Here is a 26,924-nt window from a genome sequence, read left to right as displayed (position 1 = left end):
GAGTTATCCGGACCATGCGAGATCAGTTGTCACGTGTGGTGAGGTGCGAGCAGGGTGCCTTTTCCGAGATGCGCGATCGGCGAACCTCTGCGCGAAAGCCGAGCCCGATTTCAGGCACTCGGGTGCCCGCGCCCTGAGGTCGGTCGCCACGCCGGATTCCTACTGCGCACCGCGCGCTACCGACAGGGTGCGCTATCGCGTGATCAGGTCGGCCGCTTTCTCGCCGATGAGGACCGCTGGGGCGTGGGTGTGGCCGCGGATGATGATCGGCATGACGGAGGTGTCGGCGATGCGGAGGCCCTGGAGGCCGCGGACGCGGAGTTCGGGGTCGACGACGCCGGTGTCGTCGGCGCTCATGCGGCAGGTGCCGACCGGGTGATAGAGGGTGTGGGAGTGGTCCTCGAGGCAGCGGCGCAGGATCTCGTCGGTGGGGGTGTCGGCGGGGACGTCGGGTTGCATGAGGTCCCCGATGTGCTGTTTCAGCGCGGGCATGTGCGCGAGGTCGACGCACGTGCGCAGTCCGGCGAGCAGGGCGGCGCGGTCGAGCCCCTCGGGGTCGGTGCAGTAGCGGGGGTCGATACGGGGCGCGGTGAACGGGTCGGCGGAGTCGAGGGTGATGGTTCCGCTGCTGGCGGGCCGCAGTAGGATCGCGCCGAGGGTGATGGCGTGCCCGACGGGATCGAGCAGGCCCTCCCCGACATAGGGGGCGGGACCGAAGATGAGTTCCAGGTCGGGCAGCTCGAGTTCGTCGCGGCTGCGCACGAAGCCGTACGCCTCGCCCACATTGGAGGTGAGCATCCCGCGCCGCCGCAGCAGATAGTTCACCAGCTCCGGAATGCGTTCGGCGGTGAACAGACTTCCCGCGCGGGTGCGGTAGACGATGGGCGCGACCAGATGGTCCCGCAGATTCCGTCCCACTTCGGGGCTGTGGTGCACCACCGGAATCCCCAAGCCGGACAGCTGTTCCCGATCGCCCACCCCCGACAGCATGAGCAGCTGCGGGGTGTTGATCGCGCCGCCGCTCAGGATCACCTCACGCCGCGCGTGCAGCCGATGCGTCTGCCCGTCGCGCCGGTATTCGACGCCGACGGCCCGCTCATTCTCGAACAGGATGCGGGTGACGTGTGCGTCGGTGCGTACCTCGAGGCCGCGCCGCCGCCGCAGCGCGGGCCGCAGGTAGGCGTCGGCGGTGCTCCACCGCGCGCCCCGCTTCTGCGTCACCATGGTTTCGGAGAATCCTTGTGGCACAGCGGCATTGGCTCGCTCGACGGCGTACCCCGCCTCGGTCGCGGCCACCAGGAAGTCGCGGGTGAGCGGGCGCGGGCTGCGCTGCCTGGAGATGTGCAGCGGCCCGTCGCCGCCCTCCTCGTCGCCGCTCGCGCCCTCCACGCGCTCCATGCGCCGGAAATACGGCAGCACCTCCTGGAACGACCAGGTGGGCCCGGCCGCGCGCGCCCAGTCGTCGTAGTCGGCGGCGAACCCGCGCACCCACATCATGGCGTTCATGGCGGAGGAGCCGCCGAGCATCTTGCCGCGCGGCCAGTAGACTCGCCGCCCGCCGAGCGCGGCCTGCGGCTCGGTGTGGTAGTTCCAGTCGTTGGCCCCCTGGAACAGCTTGGAGAATCCGGCCGGAATCCGAATGAACTTGTCCTTGTCGGCCGACCCCGCCTCCAACACCACCACCCTGGCCCCGGCCCGCTCACTCGAGCGCGCCGCCACCGCGGCCCCCGCCGACCCGGCTCCAACAACGATGAAATCCACAGTGTCCTGCACGGATTCGGGCATGGGTGACTCCTCGCTGACGCAGCACCGACAGATCGTGTGCACCCAACTATGCGAGACACCGGCAAACCCGACACCTGATTTCGCAAGGTTCGGGGTAACTCCCCGGGTACGCCCGAAATCGGTTCGGCACCCGACCGGCGGCACGCGTGCACGACGGTCGACGGCACTACGCCGTGCGCTGAAGTCCCGGGGAGGCGGCGCAGCATCAGGTGGACCCCGCCCTTTACGCTCTACCTATGATCGACCTTCGATTCCTGCGGGAGAATCCCGATGTCGTCCGCGCCTCGCAGCGGGCGCGCGGTGAGGACCCGGCCCTGGTGGATGCCCTGCTGGCGGCCGACGCGGCCCGGCGTGCCGCAGTCGCCGCCGCGGACGGTCTGCGCGCCGAGCAGAAGGCGCTGGGCAAGAAGGTCGGCAAGGCGTCTCCGGACGAGCGTCCCGCGCTGCTGGCGCACGGGCAGGAGCTCTCGGCGAAGGTGAAGGAGGCGGAGGCGGCCGAGCACGCCGCCGACGCCGAACTCGACGCCGCGCAGCGGGCACTGTCGAATGTGGTGCAGGAGGGCGCGCCCGCGGGCGGCGAGGACGATTACCTCGTGCTCGACACCATCGGCACCCCGCGCGAGTTCGATTTCGAGGTGAAAGACCACCTGGCACTCGGCGAGGCGCTGGGCCTGATCGACATGGAGCGCGGCGCGAAGGTGTCGGGCGCGCGCTTCTACTTCCTCACCGGCTACGGTGCCCTGTTGCAGCTCGGCCTGCTCCAGCTGGCCGCGCAGCGAGCCACCGCCAACGGTTTCAGCATGATGATCCCGCCGGTGCTGGTGCGCCCGGAGGTCATGGCTGGCACCGGTTTCCTGGGCCAGCACGCCGCCGAGGTCTACCACCTCGAGGAGGACGACCTGTACCTGGTCGGCACCTCGGAGGTGCCGCTCGCCGGGTACCACCAGGGCGAGATCCTGGATCTGAGCGCGGGCCCGAAGCGCTACGCGGGATGGTCGTCGTGCTTCCGCCGGGAGGCGGGCAGCTACGGCAAGGACACCCGTGGCATCATCCGCGTGCACCAGTTCGACAAGGTGGAGATGTTCGTCTACGCCAAGCCGGAGGACGCGGACGCCGAGCACAAGCGGCTGCTGGCGTGGGAGCAGGAAATGCTGGCCGCCATCGAGGTGCCGTATCGTGTGATCGATGTGGCGGCCGGTGATCTAGGCAGCTCGGCCGCGCGTAAATACGACTGCGAGGCGTGGGTGCCGAGCCAGGGTACGTATCGCGAACTCACCTCGACCTCGAATTGCACCACGTTCCAGGCGCGGCGGCTGAATGTGCGTTATCGCGACGAGAACAACAAGCCGCAGATCGCCGCCACGTTGAACGGCACCCTGGCGACCACGCGCTGGATCGTCGCGATTCTGGAGAATCATCAGCAGGCCGATGGTTCGGTTCGGGTTCCCGCCGCGCTGGTCCCGTTCGTCGGAACCGAGGTGCTGACGCCGTCGCGCTGATTCGCCGAACCCGCACGGTAACCACCGGTTCGCGCATCCGCGTGTCGATTCGGCCGGTTGTGTCTACTACAGGTCACGAGTGTGTCTAGGCTATGCATCGTGCGAGGAATCGGGTCTCGCGGCGATACCCGAACGCGGGTGCGGACCGCATCGGCGCTGGCGACAGCGATGGTCATGGCTCGGACCACCGGGGCGTTCTACGTCATGGGCGGGGTCCTGGGTCTGATGATCACTGCCATCGCTCCCGGTGATGAGGGCAATCGGCCGCTGGTGGGCAGTGCGGCGTTCATGGCGCTGCTGCTCGGAATCAGTCTGCTCATCTGGGGTCCGCGGATGCCGCATTCCGCGCATCACGTGTATGTGGGTGTGGCGACGGTGTTGGTGACCATTGCGGTGCACTGGTTTCCGAATACCGTCGGCGCGATCACCTTGGCGGCGTTCTATGTCTTCGTCGCCTGCGATGCCGCCATATTCTTCAGCTGGCGCTGGCTGGCCGCGCATCTGACCTTCGCGGTGCTGTGCTGTCTGTGGGTGGTGCCCTCGCGCGGATTGCCGTGGTGGTCGGGTTTCATTCCGGCCGGAATCACGGTGGGTATCGGCATTGTGGTCGGCATTCTCACCCGCATGGCCGCCGACGCGGATATCGATGTGCTGACGGGTCTGCTGAATCGGCGCGGATTCGACCGCGCCCTGAATGTGGCCATCGCGCAGGCGGGTCGGACCGGTCAGGGGCTGGCGCTGGTGCTGGTGGATCTCGACCGCTTCCAGAAGATCAACGACCATCTCGGGCATCGCGCCGGCGACGCCGTGCTGCAACGCGTGGGTGACACCTGGTCCAAGCTGCTGGCCCCCGATCAGCGGTTGGCCCGCTACGGCGGTGACGCGTTCGCGCTGCTGCTGCCGAACACCACCGAGCAGGCCGCGATCCTGCTCACCGAGCAGCTGCGCGCGGCGGTGACCACCGGCTGTTCGGCGGGCGTCACCTCCTGGCAGCCGGGCGAATCCGGGTCGCTGCTGGTGAGCCGCGCGGATGTGGGCCTGTACCGGGCCAAGCAGGCGGGCCGCAATCGCACGGTGCTGGAGTCGTCGCGGCAGCTGCCGCTGGCGGTGGAGCTGCGCGAGGCCATCGACCGCGGCGCGCTGGACGTGCAGTACCAGCCGATCGTCACCCTGGGCGAGGGCGGCGCGAAAGCCGTTGGCGTGGAAGCGCTGCTGCGCTGGTCGTCGCATGCGCAGCCGGAGGTCACCACCGAGGGCCTGATCCGGGTGGCGGAGGAGTACGACCTCATCTCCGATCTGGACGAGCTGGTGCTGCGCCGGGCGTGCGCGGACGCGGCACGGTTGCAGGAGACCTTCGCACAGCTGGATCTCACGCTGAACGTGAATGTGAGCGGTCTGGAATTGGCGCAGGGCGAGTACGCGGAGCGAGTGTCGGGCATTCTCGCCGATACCGGTTGGCCCGCCGAGCAATTGGTGCTCGAGGTGACCGAGAGCGAATTGGCCGCCGAATCCGAGACGGCCATCGCGAATCTGCACGCCTTGCGCGATCGCGGCGTGCGGATCGCCATCGACGATTTCGGCACCGGCTATTCGTCGCTGAGCCGCCTGGCCACGCTGCCCAGCGACATTCTCAAGGTGGACCAGTCCTTCGTGGCCGCCATTCGCTCCGATTCGCCCGCGCCGCCGCTGCTGGGCGTGATCGCGGCGCTGAGCAAGTCGCTGGATCTCCAGGTGATCGCCGAGGGTGTGGAGACCGAATATCAGGCGGCGGTGCTGACCGAGCTCGGTTTCGCGTTGGCGCAGGGGTATCACTACAGCGATTCGCAGCCGGTCGCCGAACTCATCAATGACCTGAACGAACGCAGCGGGTTGGTGGGCGCGGGCGTGGAGCCCGGCAACGGCTGGGTTCCGGTCGATAATCCGCTTGACGAAGGCGTGGGTGGCGGGCAACGCTGAGCGCATGCGTTTGCTCGTCTATGCCTGTTGAGTTGTCGGCTCAGCGCGTACCGGTGGCCCGGGTTCCGGACTCGCGGTGCGCGCGGTGTTGTTCCGCGGCTCCGCCGATCTCATTCCGCTCTATGCGCTCTACGCCCTGATCTTCGCTGATCACGGGCTGTCCACCGCGCAGATCTCCGGGCTGCTGGCCATCTGGTCGGCGACCGCCTTCCTGCTGGAGGTGCCCTCGGGCGCGTGGGCGGACACGGTGTCGCGCCGGGGTCTGCTGCTCGTCGGCGGTGTGCTGCTGGTGGCCGGTTTCGGCACGTGGACGCTGTTCCCCTCGTATCTCGGCTTCGCCCTGGGCTTCGTGCTGTGGGGCACCGCGGGCGCGCTGCAGTCGGGAACCTTCGAGGCCCTCGTCTACGACGAACTCGCCGCCCGCGGCGAGACCGCCGACTACGCCCGCATCATGGGCTACACCCGCGCCGCCTCCGAGGCCGCCGCCCTGCTGGGCATCCTGGCCGCCGCCCCGCTCTACGCCTGGGGCGGCTACGCCCTGGTCGGCTGGGCCAGCGTCGCCATCGCGGCCGTGCACACCGTCCTGGCCCTCACCCTCCCCGCCGCCCCGAGAACCGTCACCACCGAGGCGGCCCAGGAGTTGGCGGACGCGGACGAACCCGCCCCACCGCACCCGCACGCCGGCGACTCCGGCAGCGCGCCGCACCACCGCATGCAGTCCGTGGCCGGGACGGTCGCGGACTCCACTGCCGGGACGGCCGGGGACTCCACTGCCGGGACGGTCGCGGAATCCACTGCCGGGACGGCCGGAATCTCCGATGCCGGGAAGCTCTCGGCCGCACCCGGATCGGTCCTCGGCCGCTACGTATTCATGCTCCGCGCCGGTCTGGGCGAGGCGGTGCGGATCCGGCCGGTGCGTCACGCGCTGTTCCTGGGCGCGCTGCTCTACGGCATGACCGCGTTCGACGAGTACTTCGCCCTGCTCGCCGACGATGCGGGCGTACCCCCGTGGGCCACGGCGCTACTGGTCGGCCTCACGGTGACCGGCGCTCTCCTCGGTTCCACCCTCGCGGGTCGCACCGAGGCCATGCGTGCCCGCACCATGGCCACCGCCTTGGCGGTCGGGGGTGTCCTGTTCATCGGCGGCGCGCTGCTGCCGGGTGCGGCCGCGCACCGACCCGAGGCCGTATACCCGCTGACCATCGCGGGTTTCACCGCCATCGGCATCGCGTACGGCATCGTCTACAACGCGGGCGTGGTGGCGGCCGCTCGCCTCCAGGACGCCATCGAGGGTCCGGCCCGAGCGACGGTGACCTCGGTCTCGGGCCTGCTGGAGGAGGTCTTCTCGCTGGCCGTCTTCGGCTTCGTGGCCCTGGCCTCCAGCCGGCTCCCGATCCCGCCCACCGTCGCCCTGCTCGGTGTCCCGATCCTTGTCACCGCGCTACTCGTCCCCGCCTGGCTCCCCCCGCGCGGATCAGATCACTGAGGGACGGCTCAGGCTCGACCAGAGGGTTTGGCCCTGCGCCGCGAAGCGCCGGGCCAGTTCCCGCCGAGCCTCGTCGTCGCCCATCCGGTTGTCGACACAGAACCGGCCCTCGGCTGCGGTCAGAAGTTTCACATTGACCAGCCGAATCGGGGACAGTGGCCCGGCGACCCCGGTGGGTACCTCCCGGTCCACCAGACCGAGCATGACGACAATGGCCCCGTTGTCGTCGAGGTAGGTATCCGCCGCCTCGTCGGGCAGTTGCGCATCGGAGAGTTCGGTGGTGATGACGCCATAGCGCTCCAGCATCTGCGGCACCTGGAACCCGTACTGCGCCACCACATTCGACACGGTCATCACCATCTGCCCGAGCCAGGATTTCGCCACGGCCATGGTGCCGCTGCTGGTGGGCAGGTCGGGTGAGATGCCGAATACCTCGACCTCGTAGCCATTCGTCGGTTCGGCATCGTCCCAGGTCGTGGGGTCGGCGAGTCCGCTGCTGGCCACCAACAGCGCATCCTCGCGCCGGGCGATGGCATGCGCCTGGCGCAGTGCGGGCCAGCGCGGCCCGCCCAGGAACGCGGGATTTATCAGATGCCCGATCACGTCGTCATCGAGCCGCCCCCAGGAGTTCCATGCATCCGATAGCGCATTCCAGGTCGCGGCGTCATGAATCTCGGTCGAATCAGCTTCGCTCACCGGGCAACTGTAGACACCGAACGCGACGAACGCGACATCGTCGGGATGGGCTGTTCCACTGTCGGACACTGGAATTCAGCTCTCGGCTGCGGTCGGAGTCTCGGCGATTCGGCCCTGGGGCGGTGGCCGGGTGAGCGGTCTCGGGCCGGACGGGCACAATCGGGCGAATGGCGATGCGGCGGCGGATCGGGTTGGTGTTCGGGGGTTGTATCGGCGCGGCGGTGGCGGGGCAGGCGCGGATCAATGGGGAGTTGGGGGAGCGGTTGGGGGATGGGGTCGCCGCCGCGGTGATCAGTTTCGGGACCGGGCTGGTGGTGCTCGGGGTGGCGTTCGCGGTGAGCGGTCGGCTGCGGGCGGGGGTCGGGGAGGTGCGGCGGGCGCTGGTGAGCGGCGGGCTGCGGTGGTGGCAGTTGCTGGGCGGTCTGTGCGGGGCGTTCTTCGTCGCCTGCCAGGGGCTCACGGTGGCCGCCATCGGGGTCACGGCCTTCACGGTGGCCGTGGTGGCGGGGCAGTTGGTGAGCAGCCTGGCGGTGGACCGCTTCGGTATCGGCCCCGCCGGGCGGACGCCGGTGACCGCAATGCGGGCCGGGGGCGCGGGACTGGCGTTGGCCGCGGTACTGCTGTCGGTGGCGGGGCGCGACGGCGGCAGCGACGGCGCGCTGTCGGTGCCGGAATCCCTGCGCGGCGGCCCGCATCTGCTGTTGATAGCGCTGCCGCTGCTGGCGGGTTTCGGCGTGGCGTGGCAGCAGGCGGTGAACGGTCGGGTCGGTGCGGTGGGCGGACCGCCGACGGCGACACTCGCGAATTTCCTGACCGGCACCGCCGGACTGGTCCTCGTCGAAGCGGTGCTGCTGGCCGGAACGGGTTGGCCCGCCGGGTTTCCCACCGAGCCGTGGCTCTACGTCGGCGGCGTGATCGGCGTCGCCTTCATCGCGCTGGCCGTGCTGGTGGTGCGCTGGATCGGCGTGCTCCTGCTCGGCCTCACCTCGGTGGCCGGACAGCTGCTCATGTCCCTGGTCCTCGACGTCGCGGTCCCCACCGGCCCCGGCTTCTCCGGTCTCGCGGTGCTGGGCTGCGTCGTCACCTTCGCCGCCGTGGCCCTGGCCGCGCGCACCCGCCCCGCGACGGACCGATAGCGCCATCGATTCCCTTGCGCGGCAACGATCGCGGGATTCCGGCTGCCCCGAGGCGGCGGGTATGTCATGGTGCGGTGATGGTGGTCGACTACGGGGTGTGGGTGTCACGGCTGCTGCTCGCAACGGTGTTCGGGCTGTCGGCGTGGGGGAAGTTCGCCGACCTGGCCGGTACGCGAAAAGCAGTGCACGAGTTCGGGATCGGCCTGCGTTGGGTGTCGCTGGCGGCGTGGGCGCTGCCGGTGGTGGAGGCGGTGATCGCGGTCGCGGCACTGCCGCCGCGGTCGGCGGTCGGCGCTGCGGTGGCGGCGGGCGGGCTGCTCGTGGTGTTCACGGTGGCGGTGGTGCGCCTGCTGCGTGCGGGGCAGCATCCCGCGTGTTCGTGTTTCGGTGCGGCGAGTTCGGTCCCGATCGGACGGGCGACGGTGGTGCGCAATGGTGTGCTGATCGCCCTCGCGGTGCTGGTGGCGGTCGGTGCGCTCGCGGTGCCGGAGGTGCCGGGCAGCCTGCCCGCGGATCATGCCGTCGGCATGGCGGTGGTCGCGGTGCTGCTCGCCCTGTTCCTGCTGATCCAGGGCGAGTTGCGGGTGGTGCGGCGGCGGCTGGACGAGCAGGCGCTGTCCACCCTGGGGGCGGAGGGCCTGCCGGTCGGTGCGGTCGCGCCGGAGTTCGAGCTGCTCACTCCCGAGGGTGACCGGTCGGGCCTGTCGGACCTGCTGCGCGCGGGCCGTCACCTGCTGCTGGTGTTCGTGCACCCGCACTGCGAGATGTGCGCGGCACTGGCTCGGGAGCTGCCGCGCTGGCATCGCCGAACGGCGGCGGAGTTGAGCATCGTGGTGGTCGGCAACGGCGACCCCGCCGAGCACGAGAAATGGGCCGAGGTCCAGGGGGTGGGTGATATCCCGGTGCTGGTCCAGCAGGGCAATGAGGCGGCCTTGCGCTATCGGGTGCGCGGAACGCCCTCCGCGGTGCTCATCGGAGCGGACGGCCGGATCGCCGCACCGGTCGCCCGCGGAGCGACCGCGATCCGGGAGCTCGTAGTTCAGAGCGGTCGGTATCGTAAATCTTCTGTCGCACAGTCGATTTCACCGTGACACCCGTTTCCGGGGCTTACCATCGAAGGGCAGGTTCCATCCACCCGTACGCGGCAGCGAGGGGAATATCATGGCGGACTTCGCATTCACCGATTACTCCGGCAAGGAATTCGTCATCCGATTGACGAACGAGCAGCGCATCGAGGAGGCTCGCCGGATACTCTCCGGTGAGGAACAAATGTCCACCCACGTCATGGGTCGGATACGCAAACAAACCGCCGACTACAACCCCGGCTGGAACTTCCACCTCGACCCGGACACCATCAGCTTCTTCACCATGGCCATCGAGGTCTGCGATGCCAGCATCACCTATGTCGAAGACCACCTGGATGAGGCGTGCGGGGCGTTCCTCCCCGGATGCTTCTGGTGTCCCTGGTCCTCCAGGCTGACCCGCGAACTCGCCTAAGCGGCCGCTCCGGCCGGTGTCCCACACCGGCCGGAGTCGCGACCCGAGGCATTCCGTGGATTTGGATGTCTCGCGGATTCAGAGTTTCCGTGAGCGGAGTTCGTGGCCCTTGGAGGTTTTGCAGCGGCCGCTCTCCAGATCCCATTGCCAGCCGTGCAGGTTGCAGGTCAGGGTGTTGCCTTCGACTACGCCGAATTTCGACAGGTCGGCTTTCAGGTGGGGGCAGCGGCGCTGTACTTCCCAGCCGTCGAGTTCGGTGGAGGCGGAGTCGTCGTGCGCTTCGGCGAACCAGCCGTCGGCGTAGGCGATGCGCTCATCGGTGAGGCATTTGAAGAAGGTGTAGAGGAATTCGTTGTAGCCGCCGATGCGCCAGGTGGTGAAGCGCGTCGACAGGAAGATGGTGTTCACCCAGTCGGGTTCGTTGTCGCGCAGTACGGTGCGCACCAGCTGCGGGTCGATGCGGAAGCCGTAGCGGTGCTTGCCTTCTCCCGCGACGGGTTCGCGCACCATGCGCTGGGGGAAGTCCAGCACCACGGTCTCCTCGCCCATGACGAGGCTGACCGGGTAGCCGATGCCGTCGCAGATGAGGTCGCTCTGCGCCATGATCGGCTCGAAGAGCTCCTTCAGCGGCGGTAGCAGCGGCTCGTCTCCGGTTGCCCAGGAAGCCTTTTCGGCCGCCAGCACGGGAGCCATGCGCTGCGCCATGTCCTCGATGTAGGCGGCCTTGTCGCCGTAGATGGTCTCCGGGGCGACCGGGTGGCTCAGCTCGAGCAGGTCCTTGCCGCGCAGGTCCACGGTGGAGCCCGGGATCATGAGGATGCCGCCGGTGTTGCCGTGGATCTCCATCTGCTCCAGGAACACCATCTGGTCCGGGAAGATATTGCCCTCGTCGCCGCGGTCGTCGTTGAGGTAGCGCAGCTCGTCGTCGAGGAAGACCGGCGGTCCGGCCGAGGGCACCACCCAGGTCGCGCCGACCTGTTCGATGTAGGAGCGGGCCCGGTCCATGCCGCGCTGCCGCTTCTGCTTGCCGAAGTTGGCCTTGGTGCGGGTCGGGATGTCGTACACCATCGGGTACCAGATGGCCCCGGAGTACTGCAGCAGGTGGATGTCCACATGCCCGAACTGGTCGTGCAGCACGTCCATATCGACGGGCCGGGCGTCGTTCATGTTGAAGCAGACGGTCTCACCGTCGGAGACGACCAGGCCGGAGTCGCCGATGGGCCCGTCGGCGGGCGCGCGCAGCGCGATGATCATGACGTCCAGCTCGCCGCCGTTCGGGCCGGTGACGGTGTGCTTGACCGAGTCCTCGGTCTCCACGAACGTGTGGAAGCCGAGCTTCTCGAGTTCGCGCTTGAGGTCCGGCACCGGGTAGTCGGGCAGCAGGACGGTGGTGTCCTTGTTCACCTTGTCGGTGAGCAGCTGAGCGTCGAAGTGGTCGCGGTGCAGGTGCGAGACGTAGAGGAAATCGCAGTTGCCCAGTTCGTCCCAGTCCAACCGGGTGTTGTCCGGAAACGGGAACCACGAACCGAAGTACGCCGGGTTCACCCATGGATCGCAGAGGATCGTCCCCGCCGCGGTTCGGATGTGGAATCCGGCGTGTCCGACGCTGGTGATCTGCACGAGCTTCTTCCTCCCTGACCGTTACCAGCCACCCAGCGTACTGGTTAGGGAGAAACGTCGCCGATGCAGTAACCCTCGTCGCCGGACTTCAGGGTGAATGTCCGTTTCTGCTGGACACCGGCCGCATTGGTGACCGGCACGGACACCGTGATGTAGCCGCCGTCGGGCCAGGCGGACTCGATGGACTGATCTATGAAGGACGTCACGCCGGTGAGCTGTCCGGGGTTCAGCGCCAGCGGCGGCGCGGTCGCCTGACCGGTCTGTTCGGGATCCCAGCTGCCCGGCGTCGCGGCGCAGACCAGCGGGTATGCGCCCTCCTGATCCGCGGGGTCGAGGGGTTCGCCGGTGAACCGCGCCAGATAGCGGCGCACGGTGTGCCGTGCGTCCGCGCCGTTGAACCCGAGCTCGGTGTCGAATCCGAGGTCGTTGCCGCTGCGGTAGACGCGCGGGCACGCGTAATCGCCGGCGAGGGTGCGATCCGAGGCCACCACGGTGACCGCCGCTCCGCTCCAGATCATCCCGGATTCGCCACGTACCGGCGGGTTCTCGAGCGCCGCGAGGATCGATTCCGGCTCGGCGTACATGGCCGCCGCGTTCGACGGCGCGATGGTCCAGCACTTCTCCGTGATCGCGTCGACATCCCCGGCCCGCAGGTCCGCCACCCAGGCCCCGACGGCCGCGGTGCCGTCGGGATTCTCGGCCGCCGTATTCCCGGGCGTGTCGCCGCTGGTCGTCGTGGCGGCCGCGGTCGTGGTGGTGACCTGAGCCGGGCTGGCGGGTGCGGGATTGTCCCCGGGGATGCCCGAGACGGAATCGCAGCCCGCGAGCACCGCCGCCGTCGCCACCGCCAATCCGCCGACCAGGATTCCCCGCCGTCGCGCCCCGACCTCCGGCAGCCCCCTGCGGCAGTAGTCACGCAGCGATGTTCGGGCGTTTCCCACTCCTGCGAACCTCTTTCGTGTCCCCGCGGCCGTCCTGGTGTCACAGCCGACGATCGATGTTGCCTGGGTCACTGGTACCAGCTCCGGCAGCGACTACGCTAGCTGAACTGTGGAACCCGTCTACTTCCCGATCATCGGGCTGGCCCGCACCGTGTTCGCACTGCAGGGCCTGAAGTTCACCGTCACCGGCGACGAGCACATTCCCGCCGAGGGCGGTGCGGTCATCGCCATCAACCACACCGGCTACATGGATTTCACCTATGCCGGACTGCCCGCGCGCACGCCCAAGCGCTACATCCGGTTCATGGCGAAGCAGGAAGTCTTCGACAATTCCATCTCCGGGCCGATCATGCGTGCGCTCAAGCACATTCCGGTGGACCGGTCGGCGGGCGCGGACTCCTACCACGAGGCGGTGCAGCGGCTGAAGGCCGGAGAACTGGTCGGGGTGTATCCGGAGGCCACCATTTCCCGCAGCTTCGAGATCAAGGATTTCAAGTCGGGTGCGGCGCGCATGGCCATCGAGGCCGGAGTGCCGATCATCCCGATCGTGATCTGGGGTGCGCAGCGGGTGTGGACCAAGGGGCACCCGAAGCGCCTGGGCCGCACCAACACTCCCATCTCCATCAAGGTGGGCGAGCCCATCGCACCGTTCGAGCCGGCCGCGGAGCTGACCGCCACCCTGCGCTCGACCATGCAGGAGATGCTGCTGGACGTGCAGCGGGACTACGTGCACGAACCCGGTGCCTACTGGGTGCCCGCCCGATTGGGCGGCAGCGCACCGACTCTCGAAGAGGCGAACGCCATGGACGCGGCGGAAGCCGCCGAGAAGGCCGCCCGCCGCACCCAGCAGTAGCCCGCCGCCCCTCCCCTGCGCCGCCCGAGGGGACGGGCTCGCCGTCGTTGCCGAAGCGGAAGGTGTATGTCGGGCGGCAACAGTGAACACCGTTGTCATGGATCCGGCCGACACCACCCTCGATCTCGCCACGCTCGGCACGCGGGCGGTCAACGCACTGCTCATGTCGCCGAGCGCACCCCAGGGCGTGCTGGTCGCCAACCCGGGCGGCGCACACGCCCTGGCCTGCGGCCTGTATCGCGAGATGGCCGTCACCATCGACGGTTCCGTCGGCTACTACTGCGCGGGCATGAACCAGCATGCCGCCATCACCGTGAACGGCGACGCCGACGTCGGGGTGGCGGAGAACATGATGTCGGGCCTGGTCCGGGTGCGCGGCGACGCCGCCCAGTCCGCGGGTGCGACCGCGCACGGCGGCCTGCTGGTCATCGAGGGCAATGCCGGTGCGCGCTGCGGCATCTCGATGAAGGGCGTCGACATCGTGGTCGGCGGCGACAGCGGCCCCATGAGCGCCCTCATGGCACAGGCGGGCCGCCTGGTGGTGTGCGGCGACGCCGGTCCCGCCCTGGGCGAATCACTCTACGACGCCCGCGTCTACGTCCGCGGCGAAGTCGCCTCCCTGGGCGCCGCCTGCGTCCGCAAACCCATGCGCCCCGAACACCTCACCGAACTGCGCGAACTCCTCCACACCGCCGGATTCCCGCACGACCCCACCGAATTCACCCGCTACGGCTCCACCCGCCAACCTCCCTGGCCCCACGTCCCACCCCGCCCAGACCCTCGCTGACCCGCAAAAACCGACCCCGCGAACACGACCCCTCAACTCGGATCCGACCCCCGCACCGCACTCAGCCAGGTGACCGTCGTTCCCGCCACCACCGTGACCGCCACGAACGCCAGCGTCCCGCCACCGGCCACGTACACCCAGAACAGCCCCACGAACGGGGCCACCACGGCCGATTGGGCGTCGAGCAGCAGGCGGCGGGGCCAGCGGGTGGCGGTGGCGGCGAGTTCGACGGCGTCCGGATCCGGCCGGGACGGATTGTCGACCAGCCGGCCCACCGGTTCCGAGTCCCGGCTGCGACCAGCGGGATACACCCGAAGCCCGTCGACATGGATTGTCCGCCCGGATGTTTCGACCCGGGCCGGTGTCAGCGTCATCAGCGCCGGATCGAAATAGACCGGCACCCACAGCGTTCGCCCGTCTGTCGTGCACTCCAACCACGACCGGCTCACCAACCGAAACTGTTGGCGAATTCGCCGCGCGGTCATTCCGGCATCGACCCCGCCCGTGTCCCGCAGCGCGTAGCCGACCCGGAATCCGGTGTACCCCAGAATGATCAGCACCAACGCGGCCAGCAGCCCGCGCAGCTCCATATCGCCGAACGGCGCCCAGGCGAAGCACATCGCCAGGGCGCCGATCGTCACGACTACCGGATAGGCCAGCGGGTGGCCCCGGAACCTCACTTCAAGAAGCCGATTTTCGTGTAGTCGTAGGACGCCAGGCCGGGAGCACCGTAATTGGCGAGATTGTCACGCACCGCGACATTGCCCGGCGACTGCCACAGCGGCAGTGAATGGCCCTCATCGAAGACCATCTGATCGACCTGGTTGGCCAGTTCGACGGCCTTCTCCGGATCGAGTTCCGATAGGGTCCGCTCGATCAGATCGTTGAGTTCGGGCGAGCCGATGCGGCCGTAGTTGCCCTGCAGATTGTCCGGGTAATACCCGTAGATCTGCGGCAGGCTGCTGAACGGGAACGGGTCGCCCACCCAAGCCCACTGGCCGACGTCGAAATTGCCCGGCTGGATCTCATCGGTGAAGAAACCTTGGCCGGGTTTGGTGTCGATGGTGAGTTTGACGCCGACGGCGGCGAGGTTCTGCTGAATGATCTGTGCCACCTGCACCCAGGTGTCGGCGTTGTACATGACATCGCGGATTTCCAGGATGCGGCCGTCCTTCTCCCGGAATTCGCCGTTGAGCCTCCACCCGAGCGCGTCGAGTTCCTGGGCCGCGGCGGCCGGGTCGAAGGGGAGGGCGTTGTCCTGGTAACCCTTCTGGCCCACCAGATAGACGTGGTTGTCGAGCGGCTTGGGGTTCTCGACGAGGCCGTTCAGAATCGCCGTCGCGATGCCTTGGCGGTCGATTGCCTTGGCGATCGCCACCCGCAGTTTCGGATCCTCGAGAATTGAGCCGGGCGCGCCGTTGAAGGTCAGGTGGGTCCAGGAATTGCCGGGGGCGCGGCGGATCGCCACGCCCGGCGTGTTCTGCGCGGTCTTGAGTTCGTCGCGGTCGGCGATGCCCGTCGCGTCGATCTCGTTGTTCTGCAACGCCGGAAGCCGTGCCGCGCTGTCGAGCACGCTGAAGGTGATGGTGTCGAGCTTGGGCTTGTCACCCCACCAGGTGGGGTTGTGGTCCAGGACGATGCGTTTGACGGCGCGGTCGACGGACTGCACCTTGAACGGGCCGGCGGTGAGGGCGATGCCGTCCACGAGGCTCTTGTTGAACGCCTCCGGTGTTTCGGTGACCGACTTCGGGTACAGGAAGCTGTTGCCCGCGAACTGGCCCTTCCACTCGCCGTAGTGCTTGGCGAACGTGATGACGGCCTGGCGGTCGTCCACGCCGCGTTCGACCTTCTCGACGCGGTCGAAGCCACCCGGCGCGGCGATCAGGAAGTCTTTGTTCTTCCCGCTCATGGCCTCGGCCTGCGAGCGGATGTCCTCCCAGGTGATGGGGCTGCCGTCGGACCAGACCGCGTCCGGATTGATGGTGTAGGTGACCTGCTGCGGTTCGGTGCTGGTCAACTCGACGCTGGTGAAGTAGTCGGTATTGACCGAAAGATCGCCCGCCGCGTCGGTGCTGAAAGCTCGCGGCATCATCGGCCGCAGGATGGCCGCGATCTCGGCGTCGTTGCCGTCGTTGGACAGCGCGTTCCAGTTCTCCGGGATGGCGCTCACCGCGAGCCGCAGGTTGCCCCCGTCGCGCAGATCGCTCACCGGATGCGGATTGATGTCGTTGGTGGTGCCGAGTTCGGCGACCGCCCCTTCGGGCGCGCCGTCATCGCCGCCCGCACAGCCGGTGGCCGCCACGGCGACGGCCACCAAGGGTACCGCGAGCCGCAAGCCTATCGAGCGCAATCGCATCGATCGCTCCTTCCGTTGGGGAACTGCCGGATCACTTCAGGAAACCGATCTTGGTGTAGTCGTAGGAGGCCAGTCCCGTCGCCCCGTAGTTGGCGAGATCCGCCCGCACCGCGACATTGCCGGCCGACTGTGTGAGCGGCAGTGAGAAGCCGATCTCCCACAGCTTGCGGTCGATCTCGTTCGCCAGGTCGATCGCCCGCTGCGGGTCGAGTTCGGCCAGCGCCTGATCGATGAGGTCGTTGATCTCCCGGGAACCGATGCGGCCGTAATTGCCCTGCAGATCATTGGGGTCGTACCGGTAGACCTGCGGCAGGTTCTTCAACGCGAACACGTCACTGGACCACACCCAGTGCGCCATATCGAAATTGCCGGGCCGGATCACGTCGGTGAACAGCCCCTGGCCGGGCTTGGTCTCGATCAGCAGCTGCACGCCGATGCGGGCCAGGTTCTGCTGCATGATCTGGGCCATCTGGACCCAGGTGTCGGAGTTGTACATGACATCGCGGATCACCAGTTTGCGGCCGTCCTTCTCGCGGACGTCACCGTTGAGCGTCCAGCCGAGCTCGTCCAGTTCCCGTGCCGCGGCATCGGGATCGAACGGGAGGCTGTTGTCCTGATAGCCCACCTGGCCCTGCACGTACACGTGATTGCCCAGCGGTGTCGGGTTCTCGACCAGACCGTTCTGCAGGGCGGTCGCGATGCCCTGCCGGTCGATCGCCTTGGAGATGGCGACGCGCACGCGGGCGTCCTCGAGGATCGAACCGGGTGCGCCGTTGAAGGTCACGTGTGACCAACTCGCACCCGGGGCCCGGCGGATGGCGACACCCGGAGTGTTCTGGGCGATCTTCATATCGTCGCGGGTCGCGAGGCCGATCGCGTCGATCTCGTTGTTCTGGAGCGCGGGCAGCATCGCGTCGTCGGCGAGCACGCTGAAGGTCATGGTGTCGAGCTTGGGTGTGTCACCCCACCACTTCGGATTACGGGCCAGCACGATGCGTTGCAGGGCGCGGTCCACCGACTGCAGGGTGAACGGTCCGGCGGTCAGCGCGATCCCGTCACGCAGGCTCTCGTTGAATGCCTCCGGCGTCTCGGTGACGGTCTTCGGGAACAGGAACCCCTCCCCGGCGAACTGCCCCTTCCAGTCGGCCCAGTGCTCCTTGAACGTGATGACCGCCTGCCGGTCGTCGACACCGCGCTCCACCTTCTCCACTCGGTCGAAGCCGAAGTTCATGCGAATCAGATAGGCCGGGTTCGAGCCGTTCAGCGCTTGCGCCTGGGAGCGGAGGTCCTCCCAGGTGATGGGGGTGCCGTCGGACCAGACCGCGTCGGGGTTGATGGTGTAGGTGACCCGCTGCGGCTCGGTGTCGGTGAGTTCGATACTGGTGAAGTAGTTGGTGTCCACCGAAAGGTTGCCCGCCGCATCGGTTCTGAACGCACGCGGCATCTGCGGCCGCAACAGGCTGCCCACCTCGCCGTCCGCGTCGGTGTGCAGCACGTTCCAGGTCTCGGGCAGGGAACTCAACGCGAGCCGCAGATTGCCACCGTCGCGCAACTCGCTCACATCACGAGGGTTGATGTCGTTGGTGGTGCCGAGTTGGGCGGCGGCGCCCGTCGACGTGTCGGTGTCGCCACCGGCGCACCCGGCGAGTACGACCGCCGCTGCGACCAGGGGCACGGCCAAACGTGTTCCCAGCGAACGGATTTCCACGGCTTTCTCCTATCGTGCTACCACCGGGACGGGTACCGCGTCGATGAGGGCGCGGGTGTAGTCGTGGCGGGGAGCGGTGAAAATCTGTTCGGCCGGACCGTATTCGACGATCTCGCCGCGATACATGACGGCCACCTCATGCGCGAGGTTACGCACCACCGACAGGTCGTGGGAGACGAACAGGTATGACAGGCCACGCTCGAGCTGCAGGTCTCGCAGCAGGTTCAACACCCCGGCCTGAATCGACACGTCCAGCGAGGACACCGGCTCGTCGAGCACCAGGATCTCCGGATCCAGGGCGAGTGCGCGGGCGATATTGATGCGCTGCTTCTGGCCGCCCGAGAAGTCCGCCGGGTACCGGTCGGCGTGTTCGGGCCGCAATCCCACCTGCCGCAGCAGTTCCGGGACGCGCCGGTGGATCTCCTCACGAGGGCGGCCGTCGATGCGCAGCGGTTGTGCCAGTGCGTCGAAGATCGGCAGCCGGGGGTCCAGGGAGGCCGAGGGATCCTGAAATACGATCTGCATGCGCCGCCGGATATCGCGACGCTGCTCCTTGGTCAGCGATTCGACGTTCCGGCCCAGGATTTCGATGCTGCCGCTTTCCGGCCGCACCAGATCCATGATCTGGGTGAGGGTGGTGGACTTGCCCGAGCCGGACTCTCCTACCAGCGCCAGCGTGCGGCCCGCACGCACCTCGAAGCTGATGTCGTCCACCGCCTTCACCTCGCCGATGCGGCGGCGGAAGACGACGCCCTTGGTGATCGGGAAGGTCTTCTTCAGGTCCGACACCCGCAACACCACATGGGAATCGGTGTCGGAGCGGTGCTCCGGTTCGGGGATGTCGCGCCGGTAGGCGGCGAACAGCTCGGCCGAACCGACTTCCGCGGTGCGGATACAGGCGGCACGGTGGCCGGGTTCGGTGTCCTGCAGCGGCGGTTCGGCGGCGCGGCAGTCGTCCACCGAGACGGGGCAGCGGGGTGCGAAGGTGCACCCGGGCGGCAGCGCGTGCATGGCGGGCGGCGCACCGACGATGGGGATCAGGGGGGTGCGCGCCGGTCCGTCCATGCGCGGAATGGAACCGAGCAGGCCCACCGTGTACGGCATGCGTGGGGCGTTGAAAAGCTCGGCGACGGGCGCGGTCTCGACGATCCGCCCGGCGTACATGACCGCGACGCGATCGGCGAGCGTGGCCGCGATCCCCATATCGTGGGTGATCATCACGACGCCCGCACCGGTGATATCGCGAGCTTGGCGCAGCAGATCGAGAATCTGCTTCTGCACCGTCACGTCGAGGGCGGTGGTGGGCTCGTCGCAGATGATGAGTTCCGGATCGTTGGCGATGGCCATGGCGATCACCACGCGCTGGCGCATACCGCCGGAGAACTCGTGCGGGAACATCTTGGCTCGGACGACGGGCTCCGGAATGCCTACCAGCTCCAGCAGTTCCACCGCCCGCGCGGCGGCCTGCTCCTTGCTCATCTTCTTGTGTGCCAGCAGCGCCTCGGCGATCTGATCCCCCACCCGGTACACGGGGGTGAGGGCCGAGAGCGGGTCCTGGAACACCATGCTGATGCGGGTGCCGCGCAGCGCCGACAGATGTTTGTCGCTGAGCCCCAGCAGTTCCCGTCCCCGCAGCCGGATCGAACCGCGCACCCGCGCCTGATCCGGCAGCAGGCCCATCACCGCCAGTGAGGACACCGACTTGCCGGAACCGGATTCGCCGACGATGGCCAGCACCTCGCCATCCTGCACGGTGTAGCTCACCCCGCGCACCGCGTCGATGCGGCCTTCCTCCCCTGGAAAGGAAACGTGCAGGTCCGAGACCTCCAGCAGGGGTGCGGTGGTGGTACGCGTGTTCTTGTCGTCCGTCATGCCGCCGCCTTCTCCGCCTTCGCCTTCTTGCGCGACCGCGCCCGAGCCGAACTCGGGTCGAAGGCGTCGCGCAAACCGTCGCCGACCAGGTTCGCGCACAGCACCGTGGCGACCAGCAGGCCACCGGCGAACATGAACAGCCACGGATAGGTCAGCGCCGACTTGGTGCCGGCGGCGATGAGCGAACCGAGCGATACGTCCGGCGGCTGCACGCCGAAGCCGAGGAAGCTGAGGCCGGTTTCGGCCATGATGGCCGCACCCACCGACAGCGTGGTGTCGATGATCAGGATCGACGCGATGTTCGGCACGATATGGGTGGTGATCACCGTCCAGGTGGAGGCACCCATATACCGTGCGGCCCGGACGAATTCGCGCTCCCGCAGGCTCATCGCCAGACCGCGCACGATACGTGCGCTGATCATCCAGCTGAAGACGCTCAGCAGGCCGATCAGCAGCAGGATGGAACCGCTGCCCTTGGTACGCGGTGCGAAGATCGCCACGATGATGAAGCTGGGCACCACGAGCAGCAGATCGACCAGCCACATGACGGCTCGATCCGTCCAGCCGCCCAGCAACCCCGCCAGCGATCCCGCGAGAGCGGCGATGGTGGTGGAGATGAGTGCCACGCACAGACCGATGATCAGCGACTTCTGCAGTCCGCGCAGCGTCTGCGCCAGCACGTCCTGTCCGATCTGGTTGGTGCCGAACGGATGGTCCGTACTCGGCGGCTGGAGCAGCGCCGTGTAGTCGAGTTCCTGATAGTCGTAGGGCAGCAGCGGCGGCAGCGCGAAAGCCGACACGAACATCAGCACCAGCACGATCAACCCGACCACGGCGGGCTTGTTGCGAAGGAAGCGGCGCAGCACCAGCTTTCGGCGTCCAGCCGCCGCCGGTGCACCCTGGACGATGAGTTCGGCCTCGGTCATCCCACACGCACCCGGGGGTCGAGGATCGCGTAGACCACATCGGACAGCAGGCCCGATATCAGCACCACCAATCCGGCGAAGGCCGTGATGGTCACGACCGGATACAGGTCCTGCGCATTGATGGAGTCCACCAGCCACTCACCGACACCGTGCCAGCCGAAGATCTTCTCGGTGAAGGTCGCGCCCGTGATCAGGCCGCCGAAACTGTAGGCGAACAGCGTGGCCATGGGGATCAGCGCGGTGCGCAAGCCGTGCTTGTACAGCGCCCGGCTGCGGGTGAGGCCCTTGGCGCGGGCGGTGCGGATGAAGTCGGACTGGAGCACGTCCAGCATGGCGTTGCGCTGGTAGCGGCTGTATCCGGCCATGGCGCCCAGCGCCAGGCCCAGCGTCGGGACGACCATGTGCTGGAGGCGGTCCACGAACTGATTCCACAGGCCGTGCACGGCGGTCGCGGAGGTCTCACCCGTATAGAGGAAGATCTGCTTGCCCGTGGCCATATTGATTTCCAGCGCACCGAATTTCAGCAGGGTGGCGAGCAGGAACACCGGTGTGGACAGCACCAGCAGCGAGATCACCGTCGTGAAATAGTCGCTGAACCGGTACTGCCGTATCGCGCCCGCCGCACCGATCAGCACGCCCAGCACCGTGCCGACCACGGAGCCGATCAGGAGGAGTCGCAGGCTGACGGCGATCCGGCGCGGCAGTTCCTCCGAGACCGGCTGCCCGGCCAGGGTCTGGCCGAAATCGCCGTGCACCACGCCGCCCACCCACTGCACGTACCGAGGAACGATCGGCTCGTCCAGTTTCAACTCCGCGCGCTTGGCGTCGATCACCGACTGCGGCGGCCGGGGATTGCGCTGCTCCAGACTTTCCAGGGGATTGAAAGACCAGGATGCCGCCACGAACGTGAGAAACGACGCCAGTAGCAGCAATACGACATAGTTGAGCGCACGTCGCAGCAGGAATCCGGCCATCAGTCCCTCTCGGGTCGAGTCTGTAGCCCCAGATCATAGGGACCGACCTGAAGATATGCGCAGTACCGCGCAGCCAATGCCGGGCAAGTCGTGGCGGGCGGGGTTCGGTGGGGGTGCTCACGCCGTGATCGAACCGATTGTGAACGCGGTGTGGGGGATAGTCGACGGTAGGGCTGCGAATGGGCATCTTTCGGGCAAGCGGGACCCCTCTCGAGGCAGGATGGAACAGGTGACTCTCTTTCACCTGCCCAAACCCAAGATGGTCGCCACCGATGTCGACGGCACGCTCATCGACCACCGGGAGCAGGTGAGTGCCCGCACCAGAGCGGCCGTGGCGGCGCTGATCGCCGATGGTGTGCCGTTCGTGCTCGCCACCGGGCGTCCACCCCGCTGGATCGACCCGGTGGTGGACGGGCTGGGGTATGCCCCGCTGTGCGTGTGCGGCAATGGGGCGGTCATCTACGACAGTGCGCAGGATCGGATCCTGTCCACGCGGGTGCTGGATGTGGACACCCTCGAATGGTTGGCGGAGCTGGCCGAGCGGCTGCTACCCGGGTGCGGGCTGGCGGCCGAGCGGGTGGGGGTCAGCGCGCACGATGCCGCCACGCCGCAGTTCGTGAGTTCACCCGAGTACGAGCACGCCTGGCTGAATCCCGATGACACGCGGGTGGCGCGGTCGGAGGTGATCGCCGCGCCCGCCATCAAGATGCTGATCCGGCTGGCGGGCGCGACCAGCGCGTTCATGCGGGAGGTGCTGGAGCCGCATCTGATCGGGCGCGCGGATCTGACGTACTCGACCGATGACGGGCTGGTCGAGCTGTCGGCCCCCGGCGTCACCAAGGCGACCGGGCTGGCCACCGTCGCCCAGCGGCTCGGCGTGCAGCACGCCACCATGATCGCCTTCGGCGATATGCCGAACGACGTGCCGATGCTGCGGCTGGCGGGGCACGGCGTGGCCATGGCCAACGCGCATCAGGAGGCCAAGGAGGCCGCCAACGAGGTGGCCGCCACCAACAACGAGGACGGGGTGGCCCGCATCCTCGAACGCTGGTGGGCGTGAACGACTCTCGCCGCTGAGCGCCGCCGGGTTACGGCGCGGGCAGCGGGGCCGGGATCGGGTCGGCTGCGGGCGCCTGCGCCAACGGCTGCGGGATCGGCGCACCGGCGGGGGACTGGCTGGTCCCGAAGGTGTCGAGAATCGTCGTGATGATGCCGGTGACCCGATTGAAGATCAGCGAGCCGTACTGGAAGTCGGCGCGCACGCCGTCGGGCACCTCGTACTCACTGCTGGTCGGCATGCCCAGCAGGCCGGTGAACGCGCCCAGCTGGATGAAGCGTTCCAGGATCTTGCCCACCACCTGGTAGACCCGGCCGTCCGGGGTGGAGTAGGCGATGCCGTTGGCGAACTGCACGTATTGGCCGCCGTCCACGGTGGGCCGCGGTTCGGAGATCGGCGCGCCCAGCGGTCCGGCCGCCCCGCCCTGCTCGTTCCAGGTGCGGGCCACCGCGCTGCGGTCCAGCATGTCGAGCAGCAGGGTGGTCAGATCGGCCAGCGCCGCCAGGTCCGCGTCGGCCTCCGGGTCGATGGACTGCTGCTGATCCGCGCGCTGATCGGTGCGCGACCGCGGCGGTGACGGCAGCTCCTGCTGTGGGGAGACCCCGCCGGAGGCGTCCTCGGCGATGGAGCGGATCCGGTCCATCAGCCCGTAGGCCGCGTCGCCGGGGCAACTGGTGTTGCCGACGTCGCGGTGCGCGAACACGATCGGCAGCCGCACCTCCTCGCCGAGCGCGTAGGGGGTGTAGCTGCTGCCCTCCGAGATCATGGTGGTGGTGCCCTCGGGGTCGAGTCCGGCCACCTTGGCCCGCCAGCCGATGAATTCGCCCATGGAACGCACGGCGGCCTCGCTCGGGGCCTGCTCCTCGTGGTTGCCCATGAAGGACACGCCCGCGGTGTTCTCGTTGAACCCGCCCGCGTGTGCGCCCTGCACCGGCTTGTCGAGTCCGCCCGCGCGGCCCTCGAAGATCTGGCCGTACTTGTCGACCAGGGCGTTGTAGCCGATATCGCACCAGCCCAGGGTTTTCGCGTGATACGCGTAGATGGCGCGCACGATGCCGGCCGACTCGGCCTTGGAGTAGTCGTTGCGGCCCGCGGTGTGGTGCAGCGTGATGCCCGCGACGCCGTCCTTGTCGTAGGTCGGGTCCTGGCAGCGCATGTTCTCGTCCGCGCCCCACTGTGCGCGTGAGATCACCTTCGGCCCGCCGCCGGGCAGCGGCGCGGCCACCTCGGACAGCGTCGCGTCGATGGCCCCGCGGCCCGGATCGATGAGGACGGCCGACAGCGCCTCCAGCCCGATCTGCGCGGGATCGCCCGCCGCCGCGTCGGTGCGCGGCACGACGGCCGGATCGCCGGGCGACTGTGCCGGGTCGGCGGGCGGCTGTGCCGGGTCGATGGGCTGCGCCGGGTCGGTGCCGATGGCCCCGGCGGAGGTCGTGGACGCGGGCTTGCGGGTCACCAGGATCTGTACGGACTTGGTATCGCCGACGTAGATCGGCTCGGTGCCGGTGCGGGCGTCGGTGACGCCGTCGGCGGAGGTGGTGTCCACCGGTTCGGCCTCGTACCAGGGCCCCCAGGTGCCGTCCGGGGCCTTGGCGCGGATCATGGTCGTCGTGCCCACCAGCTCCTTGGCGGTGAGCGCCACCATGCTGAACGGCGTGTCGCGGGTGATCTCCTTGACCTGTGCGCCGACCTGGTCGACGAGGTCGCTGGGCACCACGCCGGGGGCCAGCGCGGGACGGTCGGGGTCGCCGCCGATGACGGGGGCGGCGGGCTGGGCGGGAGCGTGGGTTTCCTCGCCGGTCTCGGGGTCGAGGTGCGGCTGCTGTGCCGCGGGAACGTCGGCGGCGGGCGCTTCGGGCGCATTCGCGCCGGGTACCGCGGGGCCTTCGGGAGCCGCGGGAGCGGGGGCCTGAACCGTTCCGGATTCGCCTGGTGCGGTGTGGAATTCGCTGTCCGGCGCGGAAGGGGCTTGGGGATCGGGGGTGATCTGGGAGTCGGCCGCGCCGGGGTCGGCGATGAATCCGGGTGCGGCGGTGAAGGGGCCGACGGGGGTGCGGGCGGGCTGATCGAGTCGGGGTAGCGGGATCTCGCTGGGTAGTTCGACCCCGGGTGGTAGCGGGAGGTTCTCGGGAATCCGGATGGATGCCGGTAGCGGCAGCATCCTCAGGTCGGATAGTCGTAGGTCCGGTAGGGGTAGGCCGGTGATGTCGCGGAGCGGCAGCACCACGTCGGGTGCGGCGGCCAGGGCGAGTTCGGCCACGCTCGCCGGTATTGCCGCCAGGTTGCGCTCCTCGGTATCGCGGTATGCCGGGGCATCGCTGAGTGCGAGAGCACCGATCGGCGCGGTGACCGCCAAGATGGTGACGACCGGGAGGACATATGAGCGTTTCGGCTTGCGGTACGGCACGAGCATCTCCCATTCCAGGTAGAACCGTTGATCGTCACCCGGTGTCGGGGTTGATTCCTGACGAATCAACGATCACACTAGTCCCATCTGTAACAGACCCTAAACCTTCAGTGGAGGATTACCAAGCGGTAGCTCGAATGTAGCCCCGGAATCACGGAAGAACGGGTATGACATGCCGAACGGGTACTTGCTACAGCGACGTAGACGACGGAAGACGGTCAGTCTGTGCGTGGTGGCCGCGGCGCTGGCCGGGGGCACCGCCGTGGTGCTCTGGGCCTGGCCCGACGGCGAGGTGCGCAACCAGGTCGCCGCCGGACCCTACGGCCACGGCCGCGGCCTCAGTCAGCACGGCGCCTACAACCAGGCCCGGGACGGCTGGACCGCGGAACGCATTCTGGCGCACTACTATCCGGGCGCCGAACTGGGCGCCATCGGCCCGACCAATGTCCGCGTCCGCCTCATGGCCCAGGACGACAGCACCCTCGACGTCTGGTCCGACTCCGGCTTCTTCGTGGCGGGCCGCCGCGTCATCCCCGGCCAGGCCGCCCATCTCACCGCCACGCCGACCGGCGCCGATGTGGTCATCACCAGCGGCTGCGACGGTGACGTGCTGTGGACGGGCAGCACCGACGACCCGTGGGTCTACCCGGTCGAAGCCGGCCCCGACCGGCCCGCCGCCGAACACCTCACCCTCTGCGGCGGCAGCGCCTACCGCGGCGCGCTCGGCGTCGCCCTCGACGGCGCGGCCGCCCGCACCGTCAACGACGTCGACGTGGACGACTATCTGATGGGCGTGGTGCCCGCCGAGATGGTGCCCGCCTGGGCCGATCACGGCGGCGCGGAGGCCCTGCGCGCTCAGGCCGTCGCGGCCCGGTCCTACGCGCTGGCCGAACAGCGCTACCCGTACGCGCAGACCTGCGACACCACCGACTGTCAGATGTATCCGGGCACCGAGAAGGAGGACGCGCGCACCTCCGCCGCCGTGCGCACGTCCACCGGTCAGGTGCTGCTGCGCGACGGACGCATTCTGCGCAGCGAATACTCCGCCGCGCCCGACGGCGGCTCCGCCATCGACATCCGCACCCTCGAGGTGGGCCCGACCCCGGCCGAACTGGCCCCGGCCCCGCTGCCCGCGGAGGTGCCGCCGCCGGATGGACCGGACGGCGAGGGGATCGGCCCCGACCTCGTGGACGCGGTGGAGGTCGTCCTCGACCTCATCGACCTCATGGCCGCGCCGCCCGCCGCGGCGGGACCGGATGCCCTGCCGACGCATCCCGTGCGCCAGCCCACGCCCGGCGGCACGATGGCCCCGAGCACGGCGTCCACGCCGACCCCGCCGCCCGCTACCACGGCGACCGTGCCGGGCGA

General features: G+C 68.5%; 21 protein-coding genes. 10 read left to right on the top strand and 11 right to left on the bottom strand.

Going from position 1 to position 26,924, the window contains the following annotated elements:
* Nucleotides 1-192: 192 nt before the first annotated feature.
* On the bottom strand, nucleotides 193-1,785 hold the full coding sequence (locus tag QJS31_RS17915; RefSeq protein WP_306357217.1) for a GMC family oxidoreductase: 1,593 nt from the start codon (nucleotides 1,783-1,785) through the stop codon (nucleotides 193-195).
* Nucleotides 1,786-2,021: 236 nt separating this feature from the next.
* Here QJS31_RS17915 and serS point away from each other — a divergent pair, with 236 nt between their 5' ends.
* The 3 genes from serS to QJS31_RS17900 all read left to right on the top strand — a co-directional run bounded on the left by serS (nucleotide 2,022) and on the right by QJS31_RS17900 (nucleotide 6,726).
* The gene (gene serS / locus QJS31_RS17910; protein WP_306357216.1) at nucleotides 2,022-3,284 is read left to right on the top strand and encodes a serine--tRNA ligase; all 1,263 of its coding nucleotides are present in this window, start codon (nucleotides 2,022-2,024) and stop codon (nucleotides 3,282-3,284) included.
* A 174-nt stretch (nucleotides 3,285-3,458) separates the two neighbouring features.
* Nucleotides 3,459-5,240 (top strand): bifunctional diguanylate cyclase/phosphodiesterase, encoded by a 1,782-nt coding sequence (locus QJS31_RS17905; RefSeq protein ID WP_282783475.1) that lies wholly within the window; start codon nucleotides 3,459-3,461, stop codon nucleotides 5,238-5,240.
* Nucleotides 5,241-5,316: 76 nt separating this feature from the next.
* On the top strand, nucleotides 5,317-6,726 hold the full coding sequence (locus QJS31_RS17900) for an MFS transporter (RefSeq protein ID WP_306357215.1): 1,410 nt from the start codon (nucleotides 5,317-5,319) through the stop codon (nucleotides 6,724-6,726).
* On the opposite strand, the gene QJS31_RS17895 is transcribed toward QJS31_RS17900, so the two are convergent.
* A complete protein-coding gene (locus QJS31_RS17895; RefSeq protein WP_282783477.1) occupies nucleotides 6,715-7,422 on the bottom strand; it encodes a hypothetical protein in 708 nt (235 codons plus the stop codon). The two genes, QJS31_RS17900 and QJS31_RS17895, sit on opposite strands and share 12 nt — an antisense overlap.
* 167 nt (nucleotides 7,423-7,589) lie before the next feature.
* Here QJS31_RS17895 and QJS31_RS17890 point away from each other — a divergent pair, with 167 nt between their 5' ends.
* The 3 genes from QJS31_RS17890 to QJS31_RS17880 all read left to right on the top strand — a co-directional run bounded on the left by QJS31_RS17890 (nucleotide 7,590) and on the right by QJS31_RS17880 (nucleotide 10,055).
* Nucleotides 7,590-8,558 (top strand): DMT family transporter, encoded by a 969-nt coding sequence (locus tag QJS31_RS17890; protein WP_306357214.1) that lies wholly within the window; start codon nucleotides 7,590-7,592, stop codon nucleotides 8,556-8,558.
* Between the two features lie 77 nt (nucleotides 8,559-8,635).
* Nucleotides 8,636-9,649 (top strand): peroxiredoxin, encoded by a 1,014-nt coding sequence (locus QJS31_RS17885; RefSeq protein WP_306357213.1) that lies wholly within the window; start codon nucleotides 8,636-8,638, stop codon nucleotides 9,647-9,649.
* A gap of 70 nt (nucleotides 9,650-9,719) precedes the next feature.
* Nucleotides 9,720-10,055: a calmodulin gene (locus QJS31_RS17880; protein ID WP_306357212.1), complete on the top strand. Its 336-nt coding sequence runs from the start codon at nucleotides 9,720-9,722 to the stop codon at nucleotides 10,053-10,055.
* A 78-nt stretch (nucleotides 10,056-10,133) separates the two neighbouring features.
* On the opposite strand, the gene QJS31_RS17875 is transcribed toward QJS31_RS17880, so the two are convergent.
* Together QJS31_RS17875 and QJS31_RS17870 are read right to left on the bottom strand one after the other, a co-directional pair.
* Nucleotides 10,134-11,675, bottom strand: a complete 1,542-nt coding sequence (locus QJS31_RS17875) for a Rieske 2Fe-2S domain-containing protein (protein ID WP_306357211.1) — start codon at nucleotides 11,673-11,675, stop codon at nucleotides 10,134-10,136.
* Between the two features lie 44 nt (nucleotides 11,676-11,719).
* Entirely contained in the window at nucleotides 11,720-12,616 is an 897-nt protein-coding gene (locus tag QJS31_RS17870; protein WP_306357210.1) for a hypothetical protein, read from the bottom strand.
* Between the two features lie 109 nt (nucleotides 12,617-12,725).
* On the opposite strand from QJS31_RS17870, the gene QJS31_RS17865 reads away from it, so the two are divergent.
* Complete coding sequence (locus QJS31_RS17865; RefSeq protein WP_029930455.1) at nucleotides 12,726-13,469, top strand: 1-acyl-sn-glycerol-3-phosphate acyltransferase; 744 nt, start codon at nucleotides 12,726-12,728, stop codon at nucleotides 13,467-13,469.
* Nucleotides 13,470-13,566: 97 nt separating this feature from the next.
* A complete protein-coding gene (locus QJS31_RS17860; protein ID WP_306357305.1) occupies nucleotides 13,567-14,256 on the top strand; it encodes a protein glxC in 690 nt (229 codons plus the stop codon).
* A 32-nt stretch (nucleotides 14,257-14,288) separates the two neighbouring features.
* On the opposite strand, the gene QJS31_RS17855 is transcribed toward QJS31_RS17860, so the two are convergent.
* From QJS31_RS17855 to QJS31_RS17830, 6 genes are read right to left on the bottom strand one after another with little or no spacing between them, the layout of a single operon-like run.
* Nucleotides 14,289-14,897 carry a hypothetical protein gene (locus QJS31_RS17855; protein ID WP_306357209.1) on the bottom strand — a complete coding sequence of 203 codons (609 nt, stop codon included), beginning with the start codon at nucleotides 14,895-14,897 and terminating at the stop codon, nucleotides 14,289-14,291.
* A 35-nt stretch (nucleotides 14,898-14,932) separates the two neighbouring features.
* A complete protein-coding gene (locus QJS31_RS17850) occupies nucleotides 14,933-16,612 on the bottom strand; it encodes an ABC transporter family substrate-binding protein (RefSeq protein ID WP_282781585.1) in 1,680 nt (559 codons plus the stop codon).
* Between the two features lie 31 nt (nucleotides 16,613-16,643).
* Nucleotides 16,644-18,320 carry an ABC transporter family substrate-binding protein gene (locus QJS31_RS17845; protein ID WP_282781583.1) on the bottom strand — a complete coding sequence of 559 codons (1,677 nt, stop codon included), beginning with the start codon at nucleotides 18,318-18,320 and terminating at the stop codon, nucleotides 16,644-16,646.
* A gap of 9 nt (nucleotides 18,321-18,329) precedes the next feature.
* Nucleotides 18,330-20,192, bottom strand: coding sequence for an ABC transporter ATP-binding protein (locus tag QJS31_RS17840; RefSeq protein ID WP_282781581.1), 1,863 nt, complete (start codon nucleotides 20,190-20,192; stop codon nucleotides 18,330-18,332).
* Nucleotides 20,189-21,118, bottom strand: coding sequence for an ABC transporter permease (locus QJS31_RS17835; protein ID WP_282781579.1), 930 nt, complete (start codon nucleotides 21,116-21,118; stop codon nucleotides 20,189-20,191). Before QJS31_RS17835 ends, QJS31_RS17840 begins: the two co-directional genes overlap by 4 nt.
* Nucleotides 21,115-22,092: an ABC transporter permease gene (locus QJS31_RS17830; RefSeq protein ID WP_282781577.1), complete on the bottom strand. Its 978-nt coding sequence runs from the start codon at nucleotides 22,090-22,092 to the stop codon at nucleotides 21,115-21,117. The genes QJS31_RS17835 and QJS31_RS17830 overlap by 4 nt, the downstream gene beginning before the upstream one ends.
* A 220-nt stretch (nucleotides 22,093-22,312) precedes the next feature.
* Between QJS31_RS17830 and QJS31_RS17825 the strand changes: the two genes are divergently transcribed.
* Nucleotides 22,313-23,152: an HAD family hydrolase gene (locus QJS31_RS17825; protein WP_282781575.1), complete on the top strand. Its 840-nt coding sequence runs from the start codon at nucleotides 22,313-22,315 to the stop codon at nucleotides 23,150-23,152.
* Nucleotides 23,153-23,180: 28 nt separating this feature from the next.
* On the opposite strand, the gene QJS31_RS17820 is transcribed toward QJS31_RS17825, so the two are convergent.
* Nucleotides 23,181-25,625: an N-acetylmuramoyl-L-alanine amidase gene (locus tag QJS31_RS17820; RefSeq protein ID WP_306357208.1), complete on the bottom strand. Its 2,445-nt coding sequence runs from the start codon at nucleotides 25,623-25,625 to the stop codon at nucleotides 23,181-23,183.
* A gap of 163 nt (nucleotides 25,626-25,788) precedes the next feature.
* Here QJS31_RS17820 and QJS31_RS17815 point away from each other — a divergent pair.
* Nucleotides 25,789-26,924 (top strand): SpoIID/LytB domain-containing protein (locus tag QJS31_RS17815; RefSeq protein ID WP_372341800.1); only part of this gene is annotated, 1,136 nt, incomplete at its 3' end.

Source organism: Nocardia sp. CC213A (assembly GCF_030766805.1).
In the GTDB taxonomy this organism is placed as follows: domain Bacteria; phylum Actinomycetota; class Actinomycetes; order Mycobacteriales; family Mycobacteriaceae; genus Nocardia; species Nocardia otitidiscaviarum.
This window is presented reverse-complemented; position numbering and strand designations above follow the sequence as displayed.